Origin of the sequence: Vibrio sp. 10N.222.46.A1, assembly GCF_041473595.1 — a bacterium.
In the GTDB taxonomy this organism is placed as follows: domain Bacteria; phylum Pseudomonadota; class Gammaproteobacteria; order Enterobacterales; family Vibrionaceae; genus Vibrio; species Vibrio tasmaniensis_A.
The window spans coordinates 1-309 of sequence record NZ_JBFRSN010001729.1 but is presented as its reverse complement, the minus strand read 5'-3'; the positions used below and the strand labels follow the sequence as shown (position 1 = coordinate 309).

The window sequence follows — 309 nt, the reverse complement described above, 5'->3', positions numbered from 1 at the left end:
GTTGTACCATCAGCAAAGGTATAGAGTACTTCAACATAAACATTACTATTGGTGTTAAATGAACCACCCAAACCATCTAAACCAAAATCAACGACCCCTAATGGGTTATTCGTAAAATCGAGGACTAAGGTCTCCTGTTTGTTCATACCTCTACCATCGGTATCACCAATACCAAAACCGACATGAGACTGTTCACCTTGATACTGTTTCAAAGGTTTATTATTGTTGTCTTCAATCGTAACCGTAATCGTATTGCCGTTATCTAGGGTAATAAGTCTCTCGGTTGGTGACACCGCGACGCCCCAATTA

At 40.5% G+C, this 309-nt stretch carries 1 protein-coding gene; it reads right to left on the bottom strand.

Annotation, left to right across the window (positions count from 1 at the left end):
• A partial coding sequence (locus tag AB4496_RS29050) for a hypothetical protein (protein ID WP_372133586.1) occupies window positions 1–309 on the bottom strand: 309 nt, incomplete at both ends.